This is a genomic window from Bovifimicola ammoniilytica, from assembly GCF_025567085.1.
GTDB classification, from domain to species: Bacteria; Bacillota; Clostridia; order Lachnospirales; family Lachnospiraceae; genus Bovifimicola; species Bovifimicola ammoniilytica.
Genome location: NZ_JAOQJN010000007.1, coordinates 33,061 through 54,884, shown reverse-complemented (window position 1 = coordinate 54,884; position 21,824 = coordinate 33,061). Strand labels below are relative to the sequence as shown.

Genomic DNA, 21,824 nt, shown 5'->3' with positions numbered 1-21,824 from the left:
TGAATTATATTATTCTAAATAGTTACAAAATTCATTAATTACTTCTTCAACTGTACTTATTTTATTTATCTTATATGCATTAGCACCACAAAATACTAATCCATTTTCAACATCACCTCTTACTGCATTTATCAATGCCTGAGATATACAATATCTTGTTGTATTCATATTACATTTCTTTATACAGCCTCTACATTTCTTTACGTCTATTTTATTATCCTTAACATATTCAGTAAATTTATTTTTTATGGCTCTTCCTGGCATTCCAACAGGACTTTTTACTATTACAATATCTTCCTTCCTGCAATTAATAAATGCTTCTTTATATCTGATATCTGCATCACACTCTTCTGTTGCAATAAATCTGGTGGCTATCTGATATCCATCAACACCTAGTTTCTTATATCTTTCAATATCTGCTTTTTCTGAAATTCCTCCCGCAACTATGACTGGTATTTTACAATGAAATTTATCATCATATTCTTGAATAAGAACAATGATTTTCTTGATTTCTTCATCATATTGTTCATTTGTAATGCCAAGAACATCTTCACTTTTGAATCCCAAATGTCCACCTGCCAATGGACCTTCTATTATGATTGCATCGGGTAATCTGTTATATTTTCTAGACCACATTTTAATTATAACCTCAGCTGCCTTCTTAGAAGAAATAATTGGAATTATCTTTGTATCAGAACCTTCTACAAGTTCAGGCAGCTCTAATGGCAGACCAGCCCCCGATATAATTATGTCAGCTTTGTTTTCAACAGCAGTCTTAACATATCTTTCATAATTCCTTGTGGCATACATAATATTTACAGCTAATATTCCACCTGCTGCTATTTCTTTTGCTTTCTTAATTTCTTCGCCCAGAACCCTTAAATTAGTCTCTAAAGGCGACTTTTCATAATATTTATCATTAAAACCAATCTGTGCTGCTGAAATACATCCAACACCACCATATTTACTTACATGTCCGGCCAGATTACCAAGGCTTATTCCGACGCCCATTCCACCTTGAAAAATAGGTATTTTTATTTCCAGATTACCAATTTTTAATGTTTTCACTTTTAACCATTCCTCGCTTCATAAACTTTAGAATTTTCTAAATCTCTCATATCTTTCATCTCGTATTTCTACTCTGCTTTTATCACTATAATACGCAATAAAATCTGTAATACCATTTACTAACTCTTTAACAGTTTCTTCCATATTATTAACCGTCATATCTTCGCTTTCACTTATTATTCTGTCTATAATATGTAGATTTTTTAAATCATCTGCCGTAATCTTCATAACCTCAGCTGCTTCATCAGCTCTTTCTGCATCTTTCCACAAAATAGCTGCAAAACCTTCAGGTGATAGAATTGAATATGTAGCATTTTCAAGCATAAATATATTGTTGGCAACACCTAATGCAAGTGCTCCACCACTACCACCTTCACCAATAAATATTGACAAAACCGGTACACTTAAATCTGACATTTCATATATTGCCCTTGCTATTGCTTCTCCCTGACCTCTTTCCTCTGCTTCAATTCCACAATATGCACCGGGTGTGTCCACAAAACATATGACCGGCTGATTGAATTTATCTGCAAGTTTCATAAGACGTACAGCCTTTCTATACCCTTCCGGATTAGGCATTCCAAAATTTCTCTTAATATTTTCTTTGGTATTTCGGCCTTTCTGCTGTCCAATTACCGTCACTTCCCTGCCTTGGAATCTTGCCACGCCTCCCACAACTGCACTGTCATCTCCAAACAATCTGTCTCCATGTAATTCCAAAAAGGAATCAAATATTTTAGAAATATAATCAAGCGCTGTTGGTCTGTCATTTCTTCTTGAAATCTTAACCTTTTCAATTGCTGATAAAGTATCTTTGCTCATATATGCCTCCATACTACAGTTGCATTTACTGTGTCCATCCAAGTAAATATGCTATTGTTTTTCTTAATTTACGCCTTGTTACAATCATATCCACAAATCCATGTTCTAATAGAAATTCCGATGACTGAAATCCTTCTGGAAGTTTTTGTCTTATGGTCTGCTCAATTACTCTTGGTCCTGCAAAACCCGCTAATGCGTCTGGTTCAGCTAATATATAATCTCCAAGCATTGCAAAACTTGCCATAACACCACCTGTTGTCGGATCCGTTAATACAGAAATATATCTTAGACCTGCATTACTATGTCTTTTCAGTGCCTGTGATGTTTTCTCCATCTGCATTAAGGAAACAATTCCCTCTTGCATTCGCGCACCTCCGGAACAACATAAAATAACTACAGGAAGTTTTTCCACAGTAGCTCTTTCTATCATTTTAGTGATTTTTTCTCCAACATTATGTCCCATGCTTCCCATCATAAAATTGGCTGACATAACAGCAATGCCTGTCTTAATTCCACATATTTCCCCGAATCCTGTAACAACTGCTTCATCAAGATTTGTCTTTTTCTTAAGACTTTTTAACTTATCCTCATATCCGGGAAATTCTAAGGGATTATACATGGTAAGATTGCTATCCGTCTCTGTAAATGTATTTTCATCAATAAGCATACTGATTCTTTTTCTCGGCTCTATGCGAAAATAATTATTGCATTTAGGACAAATATAATAATTTTCTACTATATCATCTGTACATATAATTTCTCCACATTTATCGCACTTAGAAAACAATCCATCAGGTACACTTGGATTCCTTGTGGCATTCTTCTGTCTTTCACTGTTTTTAATCTGTTTTCGTTCCTTACCCGTAAGTGTATCTTTCTTAAAAAGCTCTTTAAGCATAATTTTCACACTTTCTCCATTCCATTAGCCTATTTTCATCTCATTTTCGATAAATCCGGTATCAAACTTACCACTATCAAATTTATCATTATTAATAATTGAATATTGAAAATCTAAATTAGTTGTAACACCATCGATAATCAATTCCCCTAATGCACTTTTCATTTTGCTTATTGCCGCTACTCTGTCTTTGTCATATACAATTACTTTAGCAATTAATGAATCATACATTGATGGAATCGTATAGCCTGAATATAATGCGGTGTCCACTCTTACTCCATTTCCTCCCGGTAAATGTATGTCATTAACTGTACCGGGACTTGGCATAAATTTATGCATTGGATCTTCTGCATTAATTCTACATTCAATTGCATGTCCACTTATATTTATATCATCTTGTGAAATATCTAGTATCTCGCCATCGGCAATTCTTATCTGTTGCTTAATCAGGTCAATGCCTGTCACCATCTCAGTAACTCCATGCTCAACCTGTATTCTGGTATTCATCTCTATAAAATAATATCTGTCTGTACTATCTAACAGAAACTCAATTGTTCCTGCACTATAATATCCGGCAGCTTTAGCAGCCAAAATTGCCTGTTTTCCCATTTCTTCTCTAAGTCTGTCATCTATTGCCGGTGAAGGGGATTCCTCAATAAGTTTCTGGTGTTTTCTCTGTACTGAACAATCACGTTCACCCAGATGTAAAACATTTCCATATTTATCTGCAAGAATCTGAAATTCTATATGTCTTGATGAGGCTATATATTTCTCAATATACATGGCATCATTTGAAAAACCATTTATTGATTCTGTCTGGGCAGTTACGAATTTTTCTTCAAATTCTTCAGAGTTATTTACAACTCTCATTCCTTTTCCTCCACCACCCGAGCTTGCTTTTATCATAACAGGATATCCTATGCTGTCTGCGATTTTCTTAGCCTCTGTCACATCGTATACAGCACCATCAGAACCAGGTATAATAGATACGCCTGCTTCCTTCATAGTCTTTCTTGCCTGCGATTTATTTCCCATCATATCTATAATATCAGCTGATGGACCAATAAATGTAATATTACATTTCTCACATATCCTTGCAAATTTACTGTTTTCGGACAGAAAGCCAAATCCCGGATGAATCGCATCTGCGCCTGTTGCTATAGTTGCACTGATTATTCTTTCTATATTGAGATAACTATCTGATGCCTTATCCCCACCTATGCAGATTGTTTCATCTGCTAATTGTGCATGAAGTGAATTTCTGTCAACTTCCGAACATACTGCAACTGTGGCGATTCCCATCTCTCTACATGCCCTGATTATTCTTACGGCTATTTCTCCTCTATTTGCAATCAGAATTTTCTTAAACACGATTTTTCCTCCATTATGATATAACAAAAGTAAGCTCTGCCTGTGCATACAACTTTTCATCATCATATGCCTTTGCAAATGCTATACCGACAGGTCCTTTTTGCTTGATAAGCTCAACTTCCAAAGTAAGAACATCTCCAGGAGTTACTTTATTCTTAAATTTTGCCTTGTCAATGCCTCCAAAATATACTGTTTTGCCTGTATATTCTTCCATCGATAAGCAGATTACTGCTCCTACCTGTGCTAATGCTTCTATAATAAGTACGCCCGGCATAACAGGTTCGTCTTCAAAATGACCTGCGAAAAATGGCTCATTATATGTAACACATTTTCTGCCTATTGCTCTTTTTCCAGGCTCAATTTCTATTATTCTGTCTATTAGTAAAAATGGCGACCTATGTGGTAAAATTTTCTTGATTTCTTTTATATCTAACATCTATCTTCCTCTTTCCTATTTTACCAGGACTCTTATGCCTGATTTTCTGTTTTCAATCTGATATCATTACCATTTTGGCTTATGAACGATTTGAAATTGTCTGCATTTTTATATCATTTTCATTATCATATTTATTTAATCTCATATAATAATTGTCCATATTCCACAGTCTGTCCATTCGTAACATCAACAGATGCAATTACTCCATCATATGGTGATTCAATATCATTCATAATCTTCATTGCCTCAATAATTCCGATAACCTGACCTTTTGTAACTGTGTCACCAACTTTAACAAAAGGTTCTCCTCCCTCAGTTGCGGAACTATAAAATGTTCCTACAATCGGTGATTTTACCTGGTTAATATCTTCATCACTGAAATCCTTTGTACTGTCTTTTATGTTATCTTTTGTATTACTTTCAGTACTATATTCTTCAAAAAATTTATCTGCATTTTCAAAATTAAAATCAGATTTATTAATTGACATCTTATTTTTAGATTTTATTACTATTTTTTTACCATCTTCTTCATAAGAAAAATAACTTAATTTTCTATCAGATACTTTATCAATAATTTTTAAAATATTATCAACTTCCATAATTACCTCATTTCTGACTCGTCATAAATACCTTTTATTTTGAATGAAAATAAAAGCAGAATCATATAAAAATATGAATATTATCTAAATTCTTTTACACTTTCCTGTCTTCATTATTCCTTGAATTTTTTTACCATAATACTGCCATTATGGCCTCCAAAGCCAAGTGAATTAGACAATGCATAATTTACTTTTCTGTCTTTTCTCGCTTCTTTTGTATAATCCAGATCAAGTTCTTCATCTTCTATCTGATATCCTGCCGTTTCATGGATAAAATCTTCCATAACACTCTTAACACATACTATGAATTCAACTGCTCCAGCAGCACCTAACATATGTCCAATCATTGATTTGGTAGAATTAATATTTATATTATATGCATCTTTACCAAATGCCTTTTTTATTGCTCTTGTTTCAAATAAATCATTATGATGTGTACTTGTTCCATGTGCATTTATATAGTCAACTTCGCTTGGTGAAATTCCTGCTTCCTCAATTGCTAAAAGCATTGCTCTTGCAGCTCCATCACCGTCTTCTGCTGGTGATGTGATATGGTAGGCATCGCATGTCGCTCCATATCCGACGACTTCTGCTAAAATTTTCGCACCTCTTTCCATTGCATGCTCGTAAGATTCAAGTACAACAATTCCTGCACCCTCACCCATAACGAAACCACTTCTTTCCTTGTCAAATGGTATAGATGCTCTAGTCTTATCTTCAGTAGATGTTAGTGCCGTCAATGCACTGAATCCCCCAATTCCTATTGGTGTTACAGCTGATTCAGTTCCGCCACACACCATTACATCTGCCTCTCCATATTGAATATATCTTGCTGCATCACCAATACAATGTGTACCTGTTGCACATGCTGTAACAATATTTGTGCATTTTCCTTTTAATCCATATGTAATTGCAACGTTTCCAGCTGCCATATTACTAATCATCATTGGAACAAGCATTGGTGAAATTCTATTAGGTCCTTTTTCCAATAATCTTGCATGTTCTCTTTCCATTGCCTGCAGGCTTCCAATACCTGATCCAACACACACACCAATTCTGTTTAAATCTTCTTTTTCTAAGTCAATTTCTGAATTTCTAATTGCCTCACCGGCAGCAACTACTGCATATTGGCAAAATAATTCCATTCTTCTCGCTGCTTTTTTGTCCATATAATCTTCAGGATTATAATTCTTTACTTCAGCTGCTAATTTAACTTTAAAATCAGTTGTATCAAACTTAGTAATATTATCTATTCCAACTTTTCCATCTTTTATATTGTTCCAAAATTCTTCAACATTATTTCCAATAGGTGTAATTGCACCCATACCGGTAACTACTACTCGTTTCATTCCTGCCTCCTGTTTTGATGTCTTCTCCATATGAATAAACACATCATCAATATCTATCTTTAACTTATTGTTTGTTATCGTTATAATCCAAGACCACCATCTACCATAAGTGTCTGTCCAGTTATATAATCAGACATATCTGATGCTAAAAACAATGCTGCTTTTGCAATATCTTCTGGTCTTCCAACTCGTTTTGAAGGAATTGTATTCACTATCTCTTCAACATACTTATCATTTAATACTTTTGTCATATCGGTCTCTATAAATCCTGGAGCAATTGCATTTATATTAATTCCCTTTGAACTCATTTCTTTGGCAAAGCTTTTGGTAAGCCCAATTATTCCTGCCTTAGATGCAGAATAATTAGCCTGTCCTGCAATACCATTCACACCCGAAATAGACGAAATATTAATAATTTTCCCTGATTTATTCTTTAGCATATATTTAGTAACATGTTTTATACAGTTGAATGTTCCTTTTAGATTCGTCCTGATTACATCATCAAATTCTGATTCTGACATTCTAAGAATAAGGTTATCTCTTGTAATACCTGCATTGTTAACCAATATATCAATTGCACCATATTCTTTTATAATATCATCCATCATTTTCTTAGACATTTCATAATCTGATATATCTGCCTGATATGGAATCGCTTTTCCACCAAATGCCTTAATCTCTTCTACAGTTTTTAATGCTGCCTCCTTAGAACCACAGTAGTTAATTACTACTGTTGCTCCCTGCTTTGCAAATTCTGTGGCAATTCCTTTTCCTATACCTTTTGCACTACCTGTCACAATGGCTGTTTTATTTTCTAAAAGCATATGTATCCTCCAAATCTTAATATATTCTATTTAAAATTATATATCTTACAGGTTTCATTCTTCTTCATTATATAAACTGATAAGTTACCTGATTCAATGCTATTTTAATTCAATTAATTTTTTTAAATCATCGATGCAATTTATATTCATAACACTAACATTTCTATCTGTCTTTTTAACAAGACCACTTAATGTTCTTCCTGGTCCAATTTCTATGAACGTATCCACACCATCAGCAATCATATTTTTAACTGACTGTTCAAACATAACAGATGATGATACCTGTTTCTCGAGTAAATCTTTGATATACTGTATATCTTTATTCTTATCTATATATAGTGCATTAACATTTGCAACATACGGAATTACCGGCTTATTAAATTCCACATTCTCAATATATTTTCTAAGTTCTCTTCCTGCTTCTGCCATCATTTCAGAATGGAAAGGTCCGCTTACTTTAAGCTCAACTACACGTTTTGCTCCAATCTCTTTAAGTTTCTGTGCTGCCATAGCAACAGCTCCTCTCTCTCCTGAGATTACTAACTGACCCGGACAGTTATAATTGGCAACGGATACGATTCCTTCAGTTTCTTCACATACTCTAGATACAATCTCATTATCCAGTCCTAAAACCGCCATCATAGTACCCTTTCCATCAGGAACTGCTTCCTGCATAAGGATTCCTCGTTTTCTTATAGTCTTAAGGGCATCTGAGAATTTCATAACATCTGAAGCAACCAAAGCATTATATTCTCCGAGACTAAGTCCACAACACACATCCGGCTTTATTCCAATTTCAACAACAGCCTTATATATTGCCATACTGGTTGTAAGAATTGCTGCCTGTGTATATTCAGTTTCATTTATTAAATCGTTCTCATTAAAGCAGATATTTTTTATATCAAAGTCTAAAATTTCATCTGCTATATCGTATATTTTTCTGCACTCGTCTAATTCTTCATAAAAGTCTTTGCCCATTCCAATATATTGAGCGCCCTGTCCAGGAAAGATAAAAGCTATTTTACTCATACTATTCTCCATTCCGCAGGCACAATGTGCCGGAGGAATCGCGAGCCAAATATCAGATTTGGCTCTGCGATAAATGCTAAATGTGTTGCCTGCTACACATTTAGCTGTGTGAAAAATCAGATATCAATCTGTATTTTTCACACTAATCTCCATTTCGCAGTAATTTATCTGCCTCTGATACTATTTCTGTTATTATCTGTTCACAACTCTGCCTTTTACTTATAAGTCCTGCAATCTGCCCTGCCATAAATGAACCATTATCTTTGTCTCCATCTATAACCGCTTTTCTAAGTGAACCAAGTGTCATTCTTTCTAATTCTTCATATCCGACACCATTATGTTCTAATCTTATATATTCTTTAGTCATTTTATTTCGCAATACTCTTACAGGATGACCTGTTGTGGTCCCTGTTACTACTGAATCAATGTCTTTTGCATTTATTACCTTTTCTTTATAATTATCATGGATTATACATTCATCAGCCACAAGAAATCTCGTACCTATCTGTACAGCTGTAGCACCTAACATAAATGCTGCTGCCATTCCCCGGCCATCGCCAATTCCTCCAGCTGCTATTACTGGTATATCAATAGCATCGACCACCTGTGGAACAAGCGTCATTGTTGTAGAACTACCAATATGTCCACCTGATTCACATCCTTCTGCAATTACAGCATCTACACCGCGTTTAGCAACTCTTTTAGCAAGTGCTACTGATGCCACTACAGGTATTATTTTAATTCCTTTTTCCTTCCACATTTCAAAATATTTTTCTGAATTACCAGCTCCTGTTGTTACAACATTAACTTTCTCTTCAGCTACCATATATGCTATCTCCTCAGCACTTGGACTAAGCATCATAATATTTACACCAAATGGCTTGTCTGTAAGTTCTCTGGTCTTTCGTATCTCATTTCTGACATATTCTACCGGTGCACCTCCTGCTGCTATAACTCCAAGTCCTCCAGCATTTGATACTGCTGATACAAGATTGTGTTCAGCTACCCATGCCATTCCACCTTGAAATATTGGATATTTAATGTTTAACATTTCACATATATTTGTATTCATTTTGATGTAATCCTTTCTGTTTTTTTCTGAAAAAAGGTCAAAAAATAAAGGGATAAGAAAAATTATATCTCATGATATATTTTTATCCACTTTATTTTCAGATTCGGATTTGTGAATATAGGTATATACAATCCGTCTATTCTTAATTCATCTATATTATATCTGAATCTTCGTGTTTATAATTATGACTGTTTATCCTCTAAATATTTAACAATATCACCAACTGTTGACATTTTTTCTAAATCTTCAGTTGGAATCTCTATTCCATATTCATCTTCGATTGACATTACCATCTGGAATAAATCTAGTGAATCTGCCCCTAAGTCATCTTTAAATGTTGACTCAAGTGTAATCTTATCTTCTTCAACTCCTAATTCTGATGCTATAATTTCTTTTACTTTTTCAAACATTTTATCCTCATTTCTGCGTCATCTACGCTAACTTTAATCTTTTCTTCTTAACAGTTGCTACTATCGTTATCGTTGTTAAGGCAGCTGCTAAAACTGTGCCTGAAACAATCATTCCGACTTTTACTGGCTTTCTATTAATAAATCTGTCTTTTTCAAAATTATCATTTTCCAAAAAAGAAACATCAATATTTGAAAATATATCAACTAATTCTCTGTCACTCATATCCGTTCTCCTCAAATTTAATTTTTATTTTTGATTTGATTCTTGAAACCCTGCAATCTACTGCTGAAACCGTCATCATCATTGCTCTTGCAATCTCTTTTGAAGACTGAAGATAGAAAAAACGTCTTATTGAAATCTCTTTATCTTTCTTCGGCATTTCTCCAATTATTTCATTAAGTAATATAACCTTTTCGCGGTTAATTAACTTATTTTCAACATTCTGGCTTTCATCAGCATACGTTGCTGCAATATCCGTCAAATCTTCATAAGACATATTCTCTTCTTTTCTTCCAATATCTCTTAACCGGTTTATTGCCGTATTTCGCAAAATTACTTTCAAATAAGTTTTAACTGAAGCTTTTTCTAAATCATATTTACCTATGTTATTCCAGAATTTCAAATATGTATCGTTAATACATTCTTCTATATCTTCAGCTCGTCCACCCAGAATTCCATATGCTATGTGATATAACAATTTCTCATATTTGTCTGCTATCAAGGAAATGCATTGTTCATTTTTTTCCTCAATCAGAGTTATTAATTTCTTATCATGCACGATAGAACCTCCTGTTACTTACTATCTTTTCTTAGGTTCATATACATATACACCACTTTTTTATTTATCTTTCAAATTTTTTTAATTTTTATATTGTCTTATTAATCTTTCAATCTCTTCATCAACTTTATCAACTATATTATCCGGTCCTGTTATCTTAACTTTTTCACCTAATCCTATTATCCATGCTATAAACTGCATACTTACTGCCACTTTCACACTTACCGTAAAATGCTCACTATCTTTCTTTATAATAGGAATGTCCTTACCAAATCTGTCAATAATAACACCCGCCATACTATTATGACATTCTAATCTCACAGTTTCTTCTACACCGCCGAACATTCCAAACATTCTTTTTGCATATACAGCCATATTAAACTCTTTGAATCTGTCCTTTCCATCCCGCTTCTCTTTGACAGTCTCAATATGCAGCATCTTATCTACTCTGTAATGCTTAATCTTCTTATCCCGACTATCGAATCCAATCAGGTAATAATTCTCATCATCCCATGACAATGCCCATGGACTTACATTATAATATTCGCCATCTTTTTTTAATTCCATTTCCTTATTAACATTCCATTGGAAGTATTGAAACTTTATCTTAGAATTCTCAGCAATTGCCGTATGTATCGCATCAACACTATAATATATACTTTCATTCATAGTTTTTACACGCTCTGTCACAAATACCTGTCTTTGTAATTTAGATGCATCATATTTACTTCCAAGTTCTTCAATCTTTTTAATTAACTCCATTGATTTCTTCTCGGTTATAAATTTAGCAGACTGTACCGAATCGACTAATAATTTTAATTCAGCCAATTCAAACTGTCTGCTCGCAACATAATAACTATATGTATTATTTTTCTTCTCACTCTGAATATCAATACCATAATACTTAAGAGCCTCTATATCATTATATACACTCTTTCTCTCTGCTGAAATATCATATTTATACAGTTCACTTATAATTTCAGGCATAGTAAGTCTATGCTCTTCATCTGTTTCTTCAAGCATTATCTTCATAAGATATATTAGTTTTAGTTTCTGGTTTGTTCCTTTAGCCAAATTCATATCCTCCTTAATCGTTTCATATCTACCTGATATGAAAACCACTTTCGTATTCTTCAAGTGGTATATTATGATAATCTAACCTGTCTATCATAATATACTGTCCCTGATTAATAAGTTTTAACATTTCATTTATCTGCCTTTCAGTTCCTTGTGCTTCCATTAATACCGAACCGTCCCATTCGTTCCTGACCCATCCTGTTACACCACAACCATCTGCTGCATATTTAGCCCTGTAACGAAAACCAACACCCTGAACTGCACCTGTGAAATGAATCTCTTTTCTTATAATTTTATTTTCTACTGACATAATCCTATCTCTTTTCCTTTTAAAAGTATTTCAATTATACAGCCTTGCACAATTTTTTATATATCTTCTCAAGCTTATGTCTGGTATCAATTACATCTTTGGTTGTTTTATTAATATTTTTACCCATTTTTCCTATCTTCATATGCGTTATCATATTAATAAAACTATCGTTAGTATACATATCTAATAAAGAAGCTAATTTTTCTGAATTCATTTTAATATACCTGCACTTACTAATTCCTTTTAATATGCCATTGAGTTGTGATATTGATTCTTCTGCCGTCTGTATTTGAAAATCCGCCTCTTCAAGTGCAAGATTCTTAGTTGCTGATGAATAGAAACTCTTACTAAGTATATCAAATAAACTCGTCCTGCTTCCTTCATTAACTGCAGCCCCGGCATCATTAAGTGCCTTTAATGCTTCATCTGCTAATTCAATGGCATCAAGTATCACTGCCTGTAATTCAGCTATATTGTTAATTTCATCAATATCATCATTTTCGTCGTATATCTCGTAGCCTTCCGGTAAGTTCAGATGTAATTCTTCCGCTAATTTTATTACTTCATCATCATTTAAATCATCACTTACATCTTCTAAATCTTTATCCGTAAATCTCTTCGAAGATTTATTTAGTGCATATCTGAATATACTACCACTGCAAAAATACGATATTTCTGAAAGATTGTTTCCCGAAAATGTCACTCCATGATTAACAGCTTCTTTTATAAAATTATCTGCGCCATTAATATCTCCATCAAATAATTGATATAGCACTGTAATAATATCTTCTTCATTACCATAATCCGTTAACACCCTTGAGCGTCTCTTAGAATACTCTTCATTCCATTCAAACATACCATCATAGAACTGCTCCCAGCTTACAGGCGTTGTGTCTGAAACCATCTTCTCTTCATATTCAGATGCAATATCATCTGGTAATTTTAATCCATATTTCTTAGCAAGTTTAACAACTACATCTTCTTCTATAATATAATATAGATTCTCTATATCTTCATCAGTAAATCTATCCGCTGAACTATATAGTGCCTTGTCGAAATTCTCTCTGTCACAACTTCCGAAAATGTCTGACAGTTCATCAGCGTTGAATTTTATACCTTTATCAAGTGCCTTATTTAATAAACTATTAGCACCTTTCTTATCTTCGGATCCGATTATCAATATTACGTCTGCAATTTCCTTTGGAGAACCAAATTCTTCTAGTGATGGTATCATTTTAACAACTGTACTTACTTCACAATTGTCCGCCTTTTCATAGAATTCTGACCACTTCATATCTATTATCCTCCTTGGTAAATCTATCTGCTTTCATTGTTTACTTATAGCTATCTTTCTTTTGCTCATTATAACACAAAAGTCCACAAATGTCTTTTTATTCTGACATCTGTGGACTTATTTCACCACTTTTTATAATTTTACTTTTTTTCTCTGAAAATACTTCTAAAATTTATGCTCTTAATTCAATCTCTAATTCTCTCTTAAGATTCTTAAGAATCTTATTAACAAATCTGTCTACTGATTCTGCTTCAAAAGCTTCTTCCTTAGGTGTAAATTCTATTGTAAATGCCATACTCTTCTTGTCAGCAGGAATCTGTTCGCCCTCATATACATCAAATAATGTGATTGATTTAATGTAATTGCATGATTTCTTTATGCAGTCTTCAACCTGACCACAAGTTATATCTTTATTCATAACAAGTGCGAGGTCACGTTTCTCTTCAGGGAATTTTGGCAATGGAGTGAACATAGTCTTTCTGTCATACCACTGTGACATAAGTTTAAGATCCATTTCCATTACATACATATCGCCGCGAACTCCAAGGTTCTTAACAACATCATATGCAACTTTTCCTAAATAACCGATTTCGATTCCCTCACATTTGATTATAGCTGTCTGATATGGATGGAGGAATGATTTCTTAGCAGGTTCATATTCAAAATCAAGACAAAGCGTTTCAGCTACTGTCTCTGCTATTCCTTTAAGTGTAAAGAAATCCTCATCATCACCCCAGATACCTACGCAAAGTGTTTCTCTTTCATCAGGATAATCTGTTAAAGGAAGTGACTTTGGTATGAATACATTACCTACTTCAAATAATCTTCCAGTTTCATTATCTTTCTTCATATTTCTTGCAATAGCATTAATCATAGAAGCTGCTAATGTCGTTCTCATCAATGAAAGGTCCTCATTAATAGGATTAATAATACTAATTGCTTTTCTCTCTTTTGCATCTTCAGGTAATTTAAGCATATCTAAATCTGCAGGTGAGAAGAATGAATAATGTATAGCCTCGTATGCACCAATACTGCAAAGTGCCTTCTTAAGCTTAAGTTCTTTCTTCTGTTTCTGGTTAATTCCACCCATTGTCACCTTGGCATCAGGCATAAATGTTGGAACAACGTTATCATAACCATACATACGAATTACTTCTTCAGCAACATCTGGATATGAATCCATATCTTCTCTATATGCAGGAACTTGTAGTATCAACTCATCACCATTAATTGATGGTGCAAAATTAAGATTTTTCATTATCTTAATTATATCTTCATCAGGTACTACAATTCCTAATACGTCATTTACTCTCTTAACACTTACTTTCATCTCATGTGGCTCTACTGAATTACCTACATTTACATCAATATGTGTTGAAGATACTTTACCACAGCCCAATTCTTCTATCAAATGAAGTGCTCGTTTCATAGCTAATACTGTTGAATATTCATCAACACCTTTTTCGTATCTTGCACTTGCATCTGAACGTTTACCAAGACTTCTTGCTGTCTTTCTTATATTATCGCGGGCAAATTTAGCAGATTCAAACATTACTGTTTCAGTCGTATCTCTGATTTCTGAATTAAGTCCACCCATTACGCCTGCTAATGCTACCGGTTTAACTCCATCACAGATTACAAGGTTATTAGAATTAAGTGTATATTCCTGTTCATCTAATGTAACGATTTTCTCTTCGTCATTAGCACGTCTTACGTTAATTGCGTTACCCTCAAGATATGAGCAGTCAAATGCATGCATTGGCTGACCGATTTCTTTCATAACATAATTAGTAATATCAACTACATTTGAAATAGCACCTATTCCTACTAATTCAAGTCGTCTCTTCATCCACTGAGGAGATTCACCCATCTTAACATCATATACATAATGTGCAATGTATCTTGGGCATAAATCTGATGCATCAACTGTTACATTAAAGCCATCTTTCTTAACTTCTGTCTCTGTATAATCTGTGGCAGGCATCTTTAAGTCTGTATTAAGGATAGCTGCTACTTCTCTGGCAATACCAAGAATACTCTGGCAATCAGGTCTGTTAGCAGTAATGGCTATATCAAATATCCAGTCATCAAGTCCAAGAATAGGCTTAACATCAGCACCTGCTTCAGCATCTTCAGGTAATACTAACAATCCGTTGTAATCTCCGCCCTTAAACATATTGTCATTTACACCAAGTTCTACGCCTGAACAAAGCATACCAAATGACTCATAGCCACGAAGTTTACCCTTCTTAATTGTCATAACACCCTCAACTGTCTTATGGTCTTTAGCTGTTGCATATACTGTTGCACCTACAAGAGCAAGTGGGAACTTTCCGCCTGCTTTAACATTATCTGCACCACAGCATATCTGGAATGTTCCATGCTCGCCTGCATTTACTTTGCAAAGACTTAAGTGTGTATCAGGTATTCCCTCACATTCTTCTACAAGCCCAACAACTACATTACTGATGTCTTTACCGACTTCATAACGTTCTTCTACTTCAAAACCACTTGAAAATAATCTTTTCTCAAGTTCTTCCGGAGTAATATCTATATCTACATATTCTTTTAACCAGCTCAATGGTACTAACATAATAATCCTCCTTTTCGCCTAGTCATCTAACTGTTTTAATACACGTAAATCTGACTCAAATAATAACTTGATATTATTTATTCCGTATTTAAGCATTGCTGTTCTTTCAATACCAATACCAAATGCAAGTCCGCTGTATTTTTCAGAATCAATTCCACAGTTCTCTAATACTTTTTTATTAACGATACCTGCTCCAAGAATCTCTATCCAGCCTGTACCTTTACATAATTTACAGCCTTTTCCACCACATTCAAAACAACTGCAGTCCACTTCAACTGATGGCTCTGTAAATGGGAAATATGATGGTCTTAAACGTGTTACAGTTCCCTCACCGTATATCTTCTGTACAAATACATCTAACATACCTTTAAGGTCACAAAGTGTAATCTTCTCATCTACAACAAGTCCTTCCATCTGTGTAAACATTGGAGAATGTGTTGCATCATCATCTGAACGGAAAACCTTACCAGGTGAAAGAATCTTGATAGGAGGCTTCTTGCTTTCCATAACGTGAATCTGTCCTGCTGAAGTCTGTGTTCTTAATAAAAATTCAGGCGATAAATAGAATGTATCCTGCATATCACGCGCAGGATGATCCTTTGGTGTATTTAGTGCAGTAAAGTTATAGTAATCATTTTCAATTTCTGAACCCTCATACACTTCAAATCCCATTCCCTGGAATACATCTATTAACTGATTTCTCATCTGTGTAATAGGATGAAGATTACCTGTCTGTTTAGTCTTAGCAGGCATTGTAACATCTATTTTCTCTGATTCATACTTTTCTTCTAATTCTTTTGCTTTAATCTTTTCTTCTATTTCTGCAAAATAATTAATTGCCCATTCCTTTAATTCGTTTACACCTTTACCATAGCTGGCACGTTCTTCAGGTGCAATATTACGCATTTCTTTCATTAACTGTCCAATCTGTCCAACTTTTGAATCAAGAAATGATTTCTTAAAATCATAAACAGCCTTGGAATTTGTCAGTTCTTTTTCACCATCTAAGATTTTCTGCTTAATACTTTCTAATGCTTCATTCATCGATGATTATCCTCCATTCATATATTTTATTTATTTGATTATTTTATTGGATTATCCTGTCTGTCCTGCGACTATTTATACCGCTTTACACACACTTTATGTGACATCTTCCTATATCACAAAGTGCGTATCCTCGCAGAGCATTTTTTACTTACCAAGACAATTTCAACGAAATTTCCTGGTAAGCAAAAAAAACCCAGCCAGGACTTTCTCCTAGCTGGGACGAATATTATCCGCGGTACCACCCATATTCTTACATATCTGATATCTTATTTACTTGATATCCGTTATATAAAATACATCAGTATTTATATCTAATTATATAAACTTATATCTATATATGATTATATAACTTTCTATTCATATATTTATTATAATTTATATATATTACGATTTATATATCTTGTGATATGTAAACTCTCAATGTGATTAACGCTCACTCACGTCGCCTCCTACTTATATTTTATTTCAAATATTTCAAAGACAATGCTCCGGTGTGAAATTTCAATCTATGAATATCTTAAACCGCTTACAGCCGATGGCGATTATTCTCTAAAAGATTCTTCATAATCTACTTTGCACCCTCAATGCATATTATATTGAATTGTTATTTCAAAACCATTTCTGATTTTATCACATACTAAAATATGTGTCAACTTGAATATGCATCGTTTATTATATCGCTTATTATGTCGCTTATTATATATCTTTCTTATATGATTCTTTTGTTCCTTATATATTTCTCTTATGTATGAAATGAAATATTTATCTTCATTTCATATTGCTCTCTTATCTCATTCTGTTCTTAATATCCTGTAATAACTTCACAATTTCTGCCGAGCCGATAAGTATCATTCCACTAACAATAGTTCTTAACTCCGGAACAATGAAACTAAAAATTGTATACTCGTATTCATATTTGTCTATAAGTATAAAGTTTGTAATTGTTCCAACAATAAGTATTAAAATACCAATAACTTTTAATACCATACCTACAATATTTTTCTCAGTAGCTATGTCAGTATTCACCTCAATTGGTCTTGTTGCACCTATTAATGTACTTGAGAATTTCTCTCCACAATTTGCACATTTACCAGATGCTTTCTCATCATTACTAAGTAACTTCTTACAATTCGAACAATATAGTTCTGACATTATAATCTCCTCCTTCCCTACGTCTTTTATAAACTATTCATATATGATAGTTATGTGTCTGATTTTAACATATAAGGAATAACTTGTCATTAATATCTTATTAATTTCTGTTTCCGTAACTTTTTCTACCTCACCTAAATTTTTACATTCGAATCTAATAACCTTATTATCTGGCTTCCCTCGTTCTTCAGCCATTTAACTGACCTCTTATAATCCGGAATCACCTTTTCAACTTCTATCCAGAAATTCTTTGAATGGTTCATTTCCTTTCTGTGACAAAGTTCATGAACTACAACATAATCAATCACTTCTGTTGGTGTCAACATTAGCAGACAATTGAAATTAAGATTACCCTTACTGCTACAGCTTCCCCATCTGGTTCTCTGATTACGAATTGTAATTCTTCCATAATCTACGCCTACAATTTTCGAGAAATATTCAACTCTCTGCGGAATATATTTTAATGCCTTATCAGCTAAGTCTTCGATTTCTGCTTTCGTCAAATGTTTAAGGCCTGATGATTCATATCTTACATTCTGCTCTCTTATCTGTTCCATATGCTTCATAATCCACGATTCCTTATCATGAAGTATCTTATCTATGTCCTTGTTCGTTGCATATTCCGGCACTCTTACTGTAACTGTTAGATCAGTATTAACTTGTATTGATATGGTTTTTCTATTAGACCTTATTACTTTAACTTTCATATGGAACTCCATTTCTATATAACTTGCTGTTTTGATTGATGTAATCATCATCACTTGCTAAAGCGTAAGCAAATCCTTAAATTCCTTTATTGCAAATGTATATTCTTCAACATTTCCAAAGCCATATTCAGCATAAATAAAATCTATTCCTGCCATCTTTGCTGCATTGGCATCGCCTTGTGTATCACCTACATATGCTGCATTTTTTATATTATTTCTTTCAATTACAAGCTTAATATTTTCACCCTTTGGAACCTTATTGTCTCCCCAGTTCTGAAAATCTTTAAAATATTTTGACATATTGTGTGCATTTAAAAATGTCTGAATATATCCGGCCTGACCATTGCTTACGATACAAAGTGTGTATTTTTCAGATAATTTTGCAAGTGTGGACTCAAGTTCAGGATATAAAATTCCACCTTTTTCTGTCAGATATTCATTCTCGACCTCACAACATTTATCTAATATTTCAAGCTGTTTTTCTTTATCAAATTCCTTGAAAAGCCTTGCCGCTATTTCGTCCATAGGCAATCCCATAACACTTTGAAGTTCTTCTTTAGTTATTATCCTATCTTCTAATCCATCAAAAGTTCTTGCAGCCATTTCCCAGGAAATTCTTATATTTTCAGTAGCATCCCACATTGTTCCATCTAAATCAAATAATAAAGCATCATATTTCATACTATTCTCCATTCCGCAGACGTTTACGCCGGAGGAATCGCGAGCCAAATGTCAGATTTGGCTCTGCGATAAACACTAAATGTGGCGCCTGTGACACATTTAGTCGTGTAAAAAATAAGTGTATCAACATTATTTTTTACACTAATCTCCATTCCGCAATGTTTTTATTTTTTCTCAATCCAAATGAAAAATTCTCTTCATTACACTATCTTCTAATAATACCTGTTTTGCAAAATCTCTATATTTCTCTTCGTGTAGATATGTGTGTCTGTGTGGCTTGATTGTTGGTGCCATATCCACTGCCTTTATATAATCTTCTACATCAAGATTTAATGTCTCAACATAATCCCAGAAGCCTGTCTGTTCAAATATTGTATTTACACGAACATATCTGTGATCCTGAACAACACTCATTACATAAGTTGCAATTCCGACCTGAATACCATGTAACTGTGGTCTTTCAAGCATTTTATCAAGCGAATGTGAAATCAGATGTTCACTGCCACTTGTCGGTGTACTTCCGCCTGCAATTTCATTAGCAATTCCACTCATTGCAAGTGAATCTACAAGCTCTTTTAAGAATAAATCATCCTGTATAGTCTTAAATGGTGTTCTCACAAAACTGTTTACTGCCTTTTTAGCTATCATTACTGCGAAATCATTTATTTTAGAATATCCCATACCTGATTCATATTGCCAGTCATATAAAGACGTAATCTTAGACACCATATCTCCGATTCCTGAATAAATGAATTTCGCAGGCGCACTTTTAATAATATCGGTATCAACTACAATGCCATATGCTATTCTTGCTGGTACTGATGTCCTTCTTCCATTTACTATAAGCGATGCACTCGCACTTGAAAAGCCATCCGAAGATGCTGAGGTCGGAATACTGATAAATGGCATTTTTCTTAAATATGCTGCATATTTTGCAGTATCAATTACCTTTCCGCCACCTATTCCGACGATAACCTGACACTTCGCATCAATTGAAAATGCTAAATCAATAATATCCTCTATCTTAACCGTATCAAGTTCCTTGTATTCAATTACATTAATGCCGTCATTTTTAAGATTATCAATTATCTCCTGTCCAAACATATCAATAAGACCATTTCCAAAATATACAACAGCATTTTTCATATTGCCTGCCAATAAATATGTTCCAAGGTTCTTCATTGTTCCCTTGCCTACTTTTAGTAGTGTAGGTATTGCAATCTGTGTCTCTATCATTTTAGTTCCTGTATGATGTATTTATGTTCAGATACATCATATGCTCCTTTCTTTTTAATTACTTTTTTCTTATCTATATCATTAACTCTATTATTTTTGCGTTTTCTTTGAATATTTACTTTAGAGCTATAATAATCACAATTCCGATTTTATATATCTTACATTCTCCTAGATTATCTCATCACTATCCAGCACAACAGTAAACGGTCCATCATTAAGAAGCTCTACCTTCATATCTGCACCAAATTCTCCTTTTTCAACAACCTCTACCTCTTCTTTACATTTTCGAACAATATACTCGTATAATTCTTCCGCTTCTTTTGGTGCTCCTGCCTTAATAAATGATGGTCTGTTACCCTTTTTACAATCTGCATATAATGTAAACTGAGAAATAAGCAATAATTCCCCATTTACGTCTTTAAGTGCAAGATTTGTTTTGCCATTTGCATCTTCAAATATTCTAAGATTAATCATCTTTTTAACCATCTTATCAGCAATTACTTCGTTATCGTCCTGACCGATGCCGATAAGAACCATATATCCTTTATTGATTTTTCCTTTAACTTCTTCATCTATTGTTACACTTGAATGTTTTACTCTTTGAATTACAAATCTCATTTCTTCTGCTCCTCTTTCTTTTCAAAATAATGTTGGGTCTGCTCCTGCACCTAGCAAAGGTTGCTATTTTACAGCTGGGAAGTGGCCTGGTTCCCCTTGCCACTCATTGACACAATTATATATTTTCTTAGAAATAAGGTTAATATACACTTTTATTGTAGCAATAAATTTTTAGATTTGCAATTATTATGTTTCATTGAGATAGAGTAAATCTGTTGTCAGTTAGAATAGGGTATAAATATCCCTTAGATATTTAGATTCAACCTTGTTTTTAATTCCATCTTTCTCAATTTAATTTCTTGGATGAATAATATAACTTATGTCCATTCTGAAGATAATACTGCTCTGCATATTCACATATTTCTTTCATCAATTCAGGACTTTTACTCCTCATAACCATACCTCGTGCTTTCTGTTCTATCGGGAGCACTCTGCTTTCGATAACTCTATTA

General features: G+C 33.7%; 23 protein-coding genes. All 23 read right to left on the bottom strand.

The window, feature by feature from the left end; all coding sequences use genetic code 11:
* Nucleotides 1-9 precede the first annotated feature (9 nt).
* Nucleotides 10-1,068: an NAD(P)H-dependent flavin oxidoreductase gene (locus OCV48_RS10140; RefSeq protein WP_147591858.1), complete on the bottom strand. Its 1,059-nt coding sequence runs from the start codon at nt 1,066-1,068 to the stop codon at nt 10-12.
* Between the two features lie 27 nt (nt 1,069-1,095).
* A complete protein-coding gene (locus OCV48_RS10135) occupies nt 1,096-1,890 on the bottom strand; it encodes an acetyl-CoA carboxylase carboxyltransferase subunit alpha (protein ID WP_021982942.1) in 795 nt (264 codons plus the stop codon).
* Between the two features lie 25 nt (nt 1,891-1,915).
* Nucleotides 1,916-2,788 (bottom strand): acetyl-CoA carboxylase, carboxyltransferase subunit beta, encoded by an 873-nt coding sequence (gene accD, locus OCV48_RS10130; protein WP_147591904.1) that lies wholly within the window; start codon nt 2,786-2,788, stop codon nt 1,916-1,918.
* A 24-nt stretch (nt 2,789-2,812) separates the two neighbouring features.
* Nucleotides 2,813-4,159 (bottom strand): acetyl-CoA carboxylase biotin carboxylase subunit, encoded by a 1,347-nt coding sequence (locus OCV48_RS10125; protein WP_021982940.1) that lies wholly within the window; start codon nt 4,157-4,159, stop codon nt 2,813-2,815.
* Nucleotides 4,160-4,172: 13 nt separating this feature from the next.
* The gene (gene fabZ, locus OCV48_RS10120) at nt 4,173-4,595 is read right to left on the bottom strand and encodes a 3-hydroxyacyl-ACP dehydratase FabZ (RefSeq protein ID WP_021982939.1); all 423 of its coding nucleotides are present in this window, start codon (nt 4,593-4,595) and stop codon (nt 4,173-4,175) included.
* A gap of 131 nt (nt 4,596-4,726) precedes the next feature.
* A complete protein-coding gene (gene accB, locus OCV48_RS10115) occupies nt 4,727-5,194 on the bottom strand; it encodes an acetyl-CoA carboxylase biotin carboxyl carrier protein (protein WP_021982938.1) in 468 nt (155 codons plus the stop codon).
* 113 nt (nt 5,195-5,307) lie between these two features.
* Entirely contained in the window at nt 5,308-6,543 is a 1,236-nt protein-coding gene (gene fabF / locus OCV48_RS10110) for a beta-ketoacyl-ACP synthase II (RefSeq protein WP_147591857.1), read from the bottom strand.
* Nucleotides 6,544-6,623: 80 nt separating this feature from the next.
* The gene (gene fabG / locus OCV48_RS10105; protein ID WP_021982936.1) at nt 6,624-7,367 is read right to left on the bottom strand and encodes a 3-oxoacyl-[acyl-carrier-protein] reductase; all 744 of its coding nucleotides are present in this window, start codon (nt 7,365-7,367) and stop codon (nt 6,624-6,626) included.
* A 99-nt stretch (nt 7,368-7,466) separates the two neighbouring features.
* Nucleotides 7,467-8,396: an ACP S-malonyltransferase gene (gene fabD, locus OCV48_RS10100; protein WP_021982935.1), complete on the bottom strand. Its 930-nt coding sequence runs from the start codon at nt 8,394-8,396 to the stop codon at nt 7,467-7,469.
* A 142-nt stretch (nt 8,397-8,538) separates the two neighbouring features.
* On the bottom strand, nt 8,539-9,468 hold the full coding sequence (gene fabK, locus OCV48_RS10095; protein ID WP_021982934.1) for an enoyl-[acyl-carrier-protein] reductase FabK: 930 nt from the start codon (nt 9,466-9,468) through the stop codon (nt 8,539-8,541).
* A gap of 182 nt (nt 9,469-9,650) precedes the next feature.
* Nucleotides 9,651-9,878 (bottom strand): acyl carrier protein, encoded by a 228-nt coding sequence (acpP, locus tag OCV48_RS10090; RefSeq protein WP_021982933.1) that lies wholly within the window; start codon nt 9,876-9,878, stop codon nt 9,651-9,653.
* Nucleotides 9,879-9,900: 22 nt separating this feature from the next.
* A complete protein-coding gene (locus OCV48_RS10085) occupies nt 9,901-10,101 on the bottom strand; it encodes a hypothetical protein (RefSeq protein ID WP_021982932.1) in 201 nt (66 codons plus the stop codon).
* Nucleotides 10,094-10,657 (bottom strand): RNA polymerase sigma factor, encoded by a 564-nt coding sequence (locus OCV48_RS10080; RefSeq protein WP_021982931.1) that lies wholly within the window; start codon nt 10,655-10,657, stop codon nt 10,094-10,096. The genes OCV48_RS10085 and OCV48_RS10080 overlap by 8 nt, the downstream gene beginning before the upstream one ends.
* Nucleotides 10,658-10,738: 81 nt before the next feature.
* Entirely contained in the window at nt 10,739-11,737 is a 999-nt protein-coding gene (locus tag OCV48_RS10075; RefSeq protein WP_394803272.1) for a helix-turn-helix transcriptional regulator, read from the bottom strand.
* Between the two features lie 22 nt (nt 11,738-11,759).
* On the bottom strand, nt 11,760-12,044 hold the full coding sequence (locus OCV48_RS10070) for an acylphosphatase (protein WP_021982929.1): 285 nt from the start codon (nt 12,042-12,044) through the stop codon (nt 11,760-11,762).
* A 34-nt stretch (nt 12,045-12,078) separates the two neighbouring features.
* Nucleotides 12,079-13,338 (bottom strand): hypothetical protein, encoded by a 1,260-nt coding sequence (locus OCV48_RS10065; RefSeq protein WP_021982928.1) that lies wholly within the window; start codon nt 13,336-13,338, stop codon nt 12,079-12,081.
* Nucleotides 13,339-13,510: 172 nt separating this feature from the next.
* Nucleotides 13,511-15,931, bottom strand: a complete 2,421-nt coding sequence (gene pheT, locus OCV48_RS10060; RefSeq protein ID WP_147591855.1) for a phenylalanine--tRNA ligase subunit beta — start codon at nt 15,929-15,931, stop codon at nt 13,511-13,513.
* 18 nt (nt 15,932-15,949) lie between these two features.
* Entirely contained in the window at nt 15,950-16,975 is a 1,026-nt protein-coding gene (gene pheS / locus OCV48_RS10055) for a phenylalanine--tRNA ligase subunit alpha (protein ID WP_021982926.1), read from the bottom strand.
* A 789-nt stretch (nt 16,976-17,764) separates the two neighbouring features.
* Nucleotides 17,765-18,130, bottom strand: a complete 366-nt coding sequence (locus OCV48_RS10050; RefSeq protein ID WP_021982925.1) for a hypothetical protein — start codon at nt 18,128-18,130, stop codon at nt 17,765-17,767.
* Nucleotides 18,131-18,264: 134 nt separating this feature from the next.
* Nucleotides 18,265-18,837, bottom strand: a complete 573-nt coding sequence (locus OCV48_RS10045; RefSeq protein ID WP_147591854.1) for a M48 family metallopeptidase — start codon at nt 18,835-18,837, stop codon at nt 18,265-18,267.
* Between the two features lie 57 nt (nt 18,838-18,894).
* Entirely contained in the window at nt 18,895-19,518 is a 624-nt protein-coding gene (locus tag OCV48_RS10040; RefSeq protein WP_147591853.1) for an HAD family hydrolase, read from the bottom strand.
* 174 nt (nt 19,519-19,692) lie between these two features.
* Nucleotides 19,693-20,754 carry an iron-containing alcohol dehydrogenase family protein gene (locus OCV48_RS10035; RefSeq protein WP_262559619.1) on the bottom strand — a complete coding sequence of 354 codons (1,062 nt, stop codon included), beginning with the start codon at nt 20,752-20,754 and terminating at the stop codon, nt 19,693-19,695.
* Between the two features lie 168 nt (nt 20,755-20,922).
* Complete coding sequence (gene dtd / locus OCV48_RS10030) at nt 20,923-21,372, bottom strand: D-aminoacyl-tRNA deacylase (protein WP_147591852.1); 450 nt, start codon at nt 21,370-21,372, stop codon at nt 20,923-20,925.
* Between the last annotated feature and the right edge of the window lie 452 nt (nt 21,373-21,824).

Bases quoted from the DNA above. Each gene is read 5' to 3' on its own strand.
- OCV48_RS10050 (WP_021982925.1), bottom strand. From the start codon at position 18,130: ATGTCAGAACTATATTGTTCGAATTGTAAGAAGTTACTTAGTAATGAT.
- accB (WP_021982938.1), bottom strand. From the start codon at position 5,194: ATGGAAGTTGATAATATTTTAAAAATTATTGATAAAGTATCTGATAGA.
- OCV48_RS10070 (WP_021982929.1), bottom strand. From the start codon at position 12,044: ATGTCAGTAGAAAATAAAATTATAAGAAAAGAGATTCATTTCACAGGT.
- dtd (WP_147591852.1), bottom strand. From the start codon at position 21,372: ATGAGATTTGTAATTCAAAGAGTAAAACATTCAAGTGTAACAATAGAT.
- fabF (WP_147591857.1), bottom strand. From the start codon at position 6,543: ATGAAACGAGTAGTAGTTACCGGTATGGGTGCAATTACACCTATTGGA.
- fabG (WP_021982936.1), bottom strand. From the start codon at position 7,367: ATGCTTTTAGAAAATAAAACAGCCATTGTGACAGGTAGTGCAAAAGGT.
- OCV48_RS10045 (WP_147591854.1), bottom strand. From the start codon at position 18,837: ATGAAAGTTAAAGTAATAAGGTCTAATAGAAAAACCATATCAATACAA.
- OCV48_RS10085 (WP_021982932.1), bottom strand. From the start codon at position 10,101: ATGAGTGACAGAGAATTAGTTGATATATTTTCAAATATTGATGTTTCT.
- OCV48_RS10035 (WP_262559619.1), bottom strand. From the start codon at position 20,754: ATGATAGAGACACAGATTGCAATACCTACACTACTAAAAGTAGGCAAG.
- accD (WP_147591904.1), bottom strand. From the start codon at position 2,788: ATGCTTAAAGAGCTTTTTAAGAAAGATACACTTACGGGTAAGGAACGA.
- OCV48_RS10040 (WP_147591853.1), bottom strand. From the start codon at position 19,518: ATGAAATATGATGCTTTATTATTTGATTTAGATGGAACAATGTGGGAT.
- pheT (WP_147591855.1), bottom strand. From the start codon at position 15,931: ATGTTAGTACCATTGAGCTGGTTAAAAGAATATGTAGATATAGATATT.
- fabD (WP_021982935.1), bottom strand. From the start codon at position 8,396: ATGAGTAAAATAGCTTTTATCTTTCCTGGACAGGGCGCTCAATATATT.
- OCV48_RS10135 (WP_021982942.1), bottom strand. From the start codon at position 1,890: ATGAGCAAAGATACTTTATCAGCAATTGAAAAGGTTAAGATTTCAAGA.
- acpP (WP_021982933.1), bottom strand. From the start codon at position 9,878: ATGTTTGAAAAAGTAAAAGAAATTATAGCATCAGAATTAGGAGTTGAA.
- OCV48_RS10065 (WP_021982928.1), bottom strand. From the start codon at position 13,338: ATGAAGTGGTCAGAATTCTATGAAAAGGCGGACAATTGTGAAGTAAGT.
- pheS (WP_021982926.1), bottom strand. From the start codon at position 16,975: ATGAATGAAGCATTAGAAAGTATTAAGCAGAAAATCTTAGATGGTGAA.
- OCV48_RS10075 (WP_394803272.1), bottom strand. From the start codon at position 11,737: ATGAATTTGGCTAAAGGAACAAACCAGAAACTAAAACTAATATATCTT.
- fabK (WP_021982934.1), bottom strand. From the start codon at position 9,468: ATGAATACAAATATATGTGAAATGTTAAACATTAAATATCCAATATTT.
- fabZ (WP_021982939.1), bottom strand. From the start codon at position 4,595: ATGTTAGATATAAAAGAAATCAAGAAAATTTTACCACATAGGTCGCCA.